This is a genomic window from Virgibacillus alimentarius, assembly GCF_000709085.1.
Classification (GTDB): Bacteria; Bacillota; Bacilli; order Bacillales; family Amphibacillaceae; genus Virgibacillus_B; species Virgibacillus_B alimentarius.
The window spans coordinates 23613-29612 of record NZ_JFBD01000036.1; the positions used below are offsets into that span (position 1 = coordinate 23613).

The window sequence follows — 6000 nt, forward strand, 5'->3', positions numbered from 1 at the left end:
AATAAAATTATATTTGTATTATTTATGATATAATGGAAGACGCTTTTGATTAACGTTTTATCGATGGAGGATATCATCTTATGGAAAATATTTCAGAGTTTTGGTTGCTAATCAAGTATGCATTTTTAGGTGTTTTCCAAGGTGTCACAGAGCCAATTCCTGTTTCATCAAGTGGACATCTTGTAATACTTCGAGAATTGTTCGGGATTGAAATTAAAGGGCTTTCCTTTGAAATTTTGGTGAACTTTGGCTCACTAATCGCTGTCTTAATTGTTTATCGAGAAGATATTATTCGTTTGATTCAGAACAGTTTACGATACATATTTAAACAGAAGGCGGATGCTAAATCCGATTTCCGATTTGTATTATTTTTAGTTGCCGCTACGATTCCAACAGGGATTATTGGATTGTTACTTGAAGATTACATTAGCAGTAAATTAAGTGGAGTGGCAGTTGTAGGGGTTACACTGTTAATCACCGGTGTAGCACTCTGGATCATACGCAATCTGCAGGGAGTAAAAGAGGATGATGAGATAACAATAAAAGATGCAGTTATCATTGGCTTAGCGCAATCTGTTGCATTAGTTCCAGGTATCAGCCGCTCAGGAGCTACAATTGTTGCCGCTATGTTAGTTGGCTTGAAAAAGAAAACAGCTCTACGCTTTTCCTTTTTGCTATATATACCAGTTAGTCTTGGGGTTACAATGCTTTCGATCGGTGACATCGTGAATGATCCTAATTTTAATGTATTAATGATACCTTATATATTAGCTTTTATTGCATCCATTATTGCAACATTTTACGCTTTAAAGTGGTTTATTAATATTATGGAGAAAGGTAAATTAAAGTATTTTTCCTTTTACTGCTTTATTGTAGGTATTCTTGTCATTTTGTTTTTATAGTTTTCAAAAGGGGCTGATCGAACCAAGGTCAGACCCTTATTTTTTACCAATAGCTACCTGCCACAGTAATGGACCTTCTTGAAGATATTCCCAGGTAAATATCCCTTCGCGCTCTACCATAAACAGATGAAAGAGTGGTTTTGGGTCGTGGTCATTGGAAAGTTCGATAAATTCCCCCGCATTTAATCGATCGAATTCCTCAAAGATATATAGATGACGAGTTCTTCCTTCTATTTCTGGAGCATTAATCTTCGTCCTATACTTCCTTTCATTCATTGAAAAGATTTGCAAAGTCGGTTAGAAGAAAAAAGTTTGCACAATACATACGAACAAATTATTTTCCTTTTATTACGGCTGGGAAATATATATGGAAAAAAAGATAAGGAAGGTAAAACATATATAACAACTCCATTCACAAACCGGGAACTTGCAAATATGATCGGATCAAGTCGGGAAACAATAAGCCGGACAATGACTCAACTTAAGAAGAAACGGCTTATTTCCATCGACAAGACTGGCTATCTTGTTTTGGACACAGGTGCATTGGAAAAAGCGTTATTTTAAGTTATCTTAGATGAATGTAAAAAGCGGAAAAACCCATGTTTCTTTTTCCGCTAATCAAATCACTATCCCCCACTTACTGGTGGAATAAATGCAACAACATCTCCCTTTGCAAGAACAGTAGCCTCATTTGCATATTCTTCATTAACCGCGATCATTGCATGATTAATATTGTCTAAATCATATGTGGATAATAATTGCTTTTTTAACTCTTTTACTGTAACACCGTCTGCTTCTATTGATAATTTTTCACTTCCGGCTTTTTCTTGCAGCTCAGCAAAAAGAAGTACATCAACCATCACTTCATTCCTCCTTCGTTGGAAGCTGTTCTTTATATGATTTCGTTTCTTTTTGATCACCAATCCATAATGCTCCGTCTTCCCAATGCTCTTTTTTCCAAATAGGGACGATTTCCTTAATCCGTTCAATCGCATATCTGCTTGCTTCAAAGGCATCCTTTCGGTGAGGAGTAGATACAGCAATGGCAACAGCCACTTCTGAAATTTCAAGGCGACCTGTCCGATGAGCGATTGCAGTTTTTGTGTCTTTCCATTTCACTTCAATTTCCTCAGCAATTTCTTGAAGCTTTTTTTCTGCCATTGGAACATAAGCTTGGTATTCTAAATATAATGTACGTTTATCTTTCGTAAACTCTCGGACCGTCCCAATAAATGTATTGATCGCACCTGCCTCTGGACGGACCACTTTTGAAATAACATCATTTATTTCAATTGGTTCGCTCGTTAACCAAAAATTCTTCTCCATCATTTCCTCCCTCTTCACTACTTATATTTAATCATCTTCGCTAAATCAGGCAACACGGTATCAATATGTTGGATTGAAAAATGAAGATAATTTGTAGAATGAAGTTTTTCAGTATCCCATGTCCCCACCGCTTTGATATTTGAAACGGTACTTAATAATTGTGCATCTGCTTGATCCCGAAGGAGGACTATTTTAGGATATTTTTCATTTTTATACCCTTCAATGAGCAGTAAATCCAACGGTAAAAATGTGTAGAGCTTTAATATTTCATCGAATTTAAGTTCCTCTGTCTTATTTACCGTTACCTGAAGCATCTTTTCCCCTTGCACTGCACTTATGATAGACCCTTGTTCATAGCTGTCCGTATCCTTTACAAAAGCTGGCTCTCCACCATGTCCATGATGTTTCAATGTACCTACCCGGATTCCTTCTTTTGAAAAATATTGAATCAATTTTTTTATTAAAGTTGTTTTACCAGCGTTTTTATAACCAACAATTTGGAAGATTGGAAATGTAATTTTACCTTGCATAAACAGCCCTCATGTTTTTATAAGTCAACATAGATAATTTAAAGAAAAAGGCTGATCCATTGTATGAATCAACCAACCCTAATGATTAATCTGGTATACCTAATGCAATTTTAGCGTAACGAGACATTTTATCTTTGCCCCATGGTGGATCCCAAACAATATCCACTTTAATTTCTTTTATTTCTGGAATATCTGAAAGCGCTCGGCGGACATCTTGTTCAATATGTCCTGCTAGTGGGCATCCCATTGACGTAAGCGTCATTGTAACTGTGCATAAGCCTTCGTCATCTAAATCAACGTCATAGACTAATCCCAAGTTCACAATATCTATGCCTATTTCAGGATCAATTACGTTTTCAAGAGCTCCGAGCAAATTTTCCTTAAGAGCTTCATCCATCGGTTTTACCTCCTCTTAATCTTATAGTTATATTTAAACATATTTCATGTTTTTTTAAAATGATTTACATCACTTTATAAATGCATTTTAAACCATTTTACTGTCTCGAGTACCGCATATCTGCTCACTTTATGACCGCGATTTGCTTCCTTAATAAACTGAATCTTGTTTTGATCTTGATACTGTGATTGTACGTCTTCATAAAATGTGTAAGAATGGTCAAAAGGAACCACCGGATCCTCTTCTCCATGCCAAAACAGGAGCGGACGGTTATTTAACTTTTCTGGTCTGAGAGATAAATCATACGTTTTTAGTTGAACATACAATTGATCAATCATTTCATCCGTCAAAGGTAAATCACCGACTTTTTGAATGCTTTCTACTAATGTTTGTGCATATGTAGTAATTTTAGGGGATCCCATTAATACTGCCGAAACCTTAATTTGCGGGTACTGGGTAAGAGCTGCGGTTGTTGTAATCCCTCCCATGCTTGTACCCGCAACACCAATACGTTGATTTAATAGGAGGTTTTGTTTTTCATAATAATTACTAATGTCCTGGAACTCTTGAACATTTTTCATTACGATGTCCCAAAAAGAAATTTTTCGCTGCTGTGGAGTTACTTCTAACTCTCTCTCCCCGTGATAAATACTATCAGGGAGAACGACGCGGTATCCTTCTTCAGCTAATAGATAAGCTAGAGGCAGGTTATGTTCTTTCGCACTTGTAAAACCATGATAATATACAATAACAGGCAAAGCTTCATTTGTTTTTTCTGTATCTGCAACAACTAACGTTGGTATGTTATTAATGCTTTCTTTATATACACCTATCATATCCTAATCCCCCAATAAATTTTTATATCTTACATCATAGTATTTTTTTAGTACTATTTGCAAATTGTGGATAATATAATCCTTTACATATTGTTCAATCACTTATACACTATAGTTCAAACGAGGTGAAATCATTGGAAAATAAACAACATTTGATTGCTCTTGATTTAGATGGAACACTTTTAACAGATAAGAAAGAAATTAGCAGTCAAACAAAGCAAATCGTCCTTAAAGCAATGGAAGAAGGTCATATTGTTGTTATTGCAACAGGAAGACCTCATCGGTCGAGCATTCCTTACTACCATACATTGGGACTCAATACACCAATGGTAAATTTCAATGGAGCATTCATTCATCATCCGCGTGATGATAAATGGGGTGCACTTCATAACCCGATGCCTAATAGAACGGCCCTAAAAATTGTTGATGCCTGCTATCAGCTGAATGTTCGAAATATTTTAGCAGAAGTGCAAGATAATGTATACCTTGATCAATATGATGAAAATCTTATTAAAATCTTCCAGTCTAATCAAGTGCAATCTCCATTTACGATTGGACGTTTAAAGCGTGAACTTACAGATGATCCAACATCATTACTTATACATCCAAACGAAAAACATATCCAGGAATTACGTAACCATTTAAATGACTTTCATGCAGAGTTGATCGAGCACCGCAAGTGGGGTGCCCCTTTAAATATCATTGAAATTGTAAAAAAAGGAATGAACAAAGCGGTTGGATTACAAAAAATAGCCCATTATTTTAACATTCCCAAAGAGCGGATCATTGCATTTGGTGATGAGGATAATGATTTGGAAATGATTGACTATGCAGGAGTTGGAGTTGCAATGGGGAATGCTATTGATGAGCTTAAAACCATTGCTAATTATGTAACAAAAACGAATGAGCAAGACGGCATTGGTTTATTTCTGGAAGCGTATTTAAAACTTCAATTAAAAACTGTCTAATTACCGGCATTTTCCTTTTATATTAATGAACATTCCGAGTCATACTAGAAGTGAACGCAGATGAAGCGTTCACTTTCTGTTTATACTTTTTAACAGTAACATGTTTATCTTGGAGAAAAGTATAAAAAATACAGTTTGCCGTTTTTCACGAAGGAGGAGTTTGCGGTGGGAAAGCGAAGCAAATCAAAACGTTTTAGCCATCAAAGTGCTGATTCGGTAAAAAAGCATGCTGAGAGGTTTCCTTATCGTTCTCGCCTATCTGATGTAGAACGAAAAAACGAAGAAGTAGATAACCACACTATAGGAGGGTTTTAGTTGGGCAACAATAATAATTTGTTTCAACAAGCAAAGGATGCTATTGCCAACTTAACAACTAATTTGCAAGGGAATCAAAATAATAATCAAGCAGACAAACAAGCTGCACAAAACGCTATCCAAGCAGCATATAATAATGCAACTCCTGAAGAAAAACAGCAATTACAACAACTTGAGCAACAGCTCAAAGACCAAAATCACTTAGGCTAATATAAGTCATACAAAGCTTGTATCGTAATTACTACTTCATTAATGCGATGAAACAGAGTTTACGCCCTACAAGTAACCAGTCTTACTAAAAGTGAGACTGGTTTTTTTAAGGTTTATTCCTTTTCTCCTTTGCTTATTTCTGCTACTATAAAGCTAAGTATGTAAAGTAAGGAGGAAAGAGATAATGGGAGTTCGTGCTGAAACAACACCAAATCCAAATGCACTGAAATTTACAACAGATAAACTTATATTTGAAGGCAATGATAGTATTTCTGTTATGACTGGTGATAAAAGTGAATATGATATTTTAAACGACTTGATGCAACTTGACGGTGTTGATAATGTATTCGGTTATCAAAATTTTATTACTGTAAATAAACAATTTGATGCGGAGTGGGATAATCTAACACCTAAAGTAGAAGAAGTATTTACAAAACACGGATTTTAATAAGCAACAATATCCTTCTTAATCGAGTAGGTGACTAACCATTACTTGGTTAGTCGACCTCTCACACC

The 6000-nt window shown here is 35.6% G+C and carries 11 protein-coding genes and 1 pseudogene; 6 read left to right on the forward strand and 6 right to left on the reverse strand.

The features are described from left to right. The first annotated feature begins 80 nt into the window (after positions 1-80). Positions 81-902, forward strand: coding sequence for an undecaprenyl-diphosphate phosphatase (locus GZ63_RS0106410; RefSeq protein WP_226981332.1), 822 nt, complete (start codon positions 81-83; stop codon positions 900-902). A gap of 36 nt (positions 903-938) precedes the next feature. On the opposite strand, the gene GZ63_RS0106415 is transcribed toward GZ63_RS0106410, so the two are convergent. Next, positions 939-1178 carry a DUF2249 domain-containing protein gene (locus tag GZ63_RS0106415; RefSeq protein ID WP_029267983.1) on the reverse strand — a complete coding sequence of 80 codons (240 nt, stop codon included), beginning with the start codon at positions 1176-1178 and terminating at the stop codon, positions 939-941. A 6-nt stretch (positions 1179-1184) separates the two neighbouring features. Between GZ63_RS0106415 and GZ63_RS0106420 the strand changes: the two are divergent. Next, a pseudogene (locus GZ63_RS0106420) lies at positions 1185-1466 on the forward strand (Crp/Fnr family transcriptional regulator); the annotation flags it as partial. 62 nt (positions 1467-1528) lie between these two features. Here GZ63_RS0106420 and moaD read toward each other — a convergent pair. From moaD to GZ63_RS0106445, 5 genes are all read right to left on the reverse strand, one after another. Beyond that, positions 1529-1762 carry a molybdopterin converting factor subunit 1 gene (gene moaD / locus GZ63_RS0106425; protein ID WP_029267987.1) on the reverse strand — a complete coding sequence of 78 codons (234 nt, stop codon included), beginning with the start codon at positions 1760-1762 and terminating at the stop codon, positions 1529-1531. 4 nt (positions 1763-1766) lie between these two features. Beyond that, positions 1767-2231 carry a molybdenum cofactor biosynthesis protein MoaE gene (locus GZ63_RS0106430; protein WP_029267989.1) on the reverse strand — a complete coding sequence of 155 codons (465 nt, stop codon included), beginning with the start codon at positions 2229-2231 and terminating at the stop codon, positions 1767-1769. Between the two features lie 14 nt (positions 2232-2245). Beyond that, positions 2246-2758 carry a molybdopterin-guanine dinucleotide biosynthesis protein B gene (mobB, locus tag GZ63_RS0106435; protein WP_029267991.1) on the reverse strand — a complete coding sequence of 171 codons (513 nt, stop codon included), beginning with the start codon at positions 2756-2758 and terminating at the stop codon, positions 2246-2248. A gap of 85 nt (positions 2759-2843) precedes the next feature. Then, positions 2844-3155, reverse strand: a complete 312-nt coding sequence (locus GZ63_RS0106440) for a metal-sulfur cluster assembly factor (protein WP_029267993.1) — start codon at positions 3153-3155, stop codon at positions 2844-2846. Between the two features lie 74 nt (positions 3156-3229). Continuing rightward, positions 3230-3991, reverse strand: a complete 762-nt coding sequence (locus GZ63_RS0106445; RefSeq protein ID WP_029267995.1) for an alpha/beta fold hydrolase — start codon at positions 3989-3991, stop codon at positions 3230-3232. A gap of 134 nt (positions 3992-4125) precedes the next feature. Between GZ63_RS0106445 and GZ63_RS0106450 the strand changes: the two genes are divergently transcribed. From GZ63_RS0106450 to GZ63_RS0106465, 4 genes are all read left to right on the forward strand, one after another. Beyond that, the gene (locus tag GZ63_RS0106450; protein WP_029267998.1) at positions 4126-4959 is read left to right on the forward strand and encodes a Cof-type HAD-IIB family hydrolase; all 834 of its coding nucleotides are present in this window, start codon (positions 4126-4128) and stop codon (positions 4957-4959) included. A 165-nt stretch (positions 4960-5124) separates the two neighbouring features. Continuing rightward, positions 5125-5274 (forward strand): hypothetical protein, encoded by a 150-nt coding sequence (locus tag GZ63_RS18075; RefSeq protein ID WP_198020913.1) that lies wholly within the window; start codon positions 5125-5127, stop codon positions 5272-5274. Then, a complete protein-coding gene (locus GZ63_RS0106460; protein WP_029268000.1) occupies positions 5275-5484 on the forward strand; it encodes a DUF3813 family protein in 210 nt (69 codons plus the stop codon). It begins immediately after the preceding gene. Between the two features lie 184 nt (positions 5485-5668). Then, positions 5669-5932 (forward strand): NifU N-terminal domain-containing protein, encoded by a 264-nt coding sequence (locus GZ63_RS0106465; protein WP_029268002.1) that lies wholly within the window; start codon positions 5669-5671, stop codon positions 5930-5932. The last annotated feature ends 68 nt before the right edge of the window (positions 5933-6000 follow it).

Bases quoted from the DNA above. Each gene is read 5' to 3' on its own strand.
- GZ63_RS0106410 (WP_226981332.1), top strand. From the start codon at position 81: ATGGAAAATATTTCAGAGTTTTGGTTGCTAATCAAGTATGCATTTTTA.
- GZ63_RS0106415 (WP_029267983.1), bottom strand. From the start codon at position 1,178: ATGAATGAAAGGAAGTATAGGACGAAGATTAATGCTCCAGAAATAGAA.
- moaD (WP_029267987.1), bottom strand. From the start codon at position 1,762: ATGGTTGATGTACTTCTTTTTGCTGAGCTGCAAGAAAAAGCCGGAAGT.
- GZ63_RS0106430 (WP_029267989.1), bottom strand. From the start codon at position 2,231: ATGATGGAGAAGAATTTTTGGTTAACGAGCGAACCAATTGAAATAAAT.
- mobB (WP_029267991.1), bottom strand. From the start codon at position 2,758: ATGCAAGGTAAAATTACATTTCCAATCTTCCAAATTGTTGGTTATAAA.
- GZ63_RS0106440 (WP_029267993.1), bottom strand. From the start codon at position 3,155: ATGGATGAAGCTCTTAAGGAAAATTTGCTCGGAGCTCTTGAAAACGTA.
- GZ63_RS0106445 (WP_029267995.1), bottom strand. From the start codon at position 3,991: ATGATAGGTGTATATAAAGAAAGCATTAATAACATACCAACGTTAGTT.
- GZ63_RS0106465 (WP_029268002.1), top strand. From the start codon at position 5,669: ATGGGAGTTCGTGCTGAAACAACACCAAATCCAAATGCACTGAAATTT.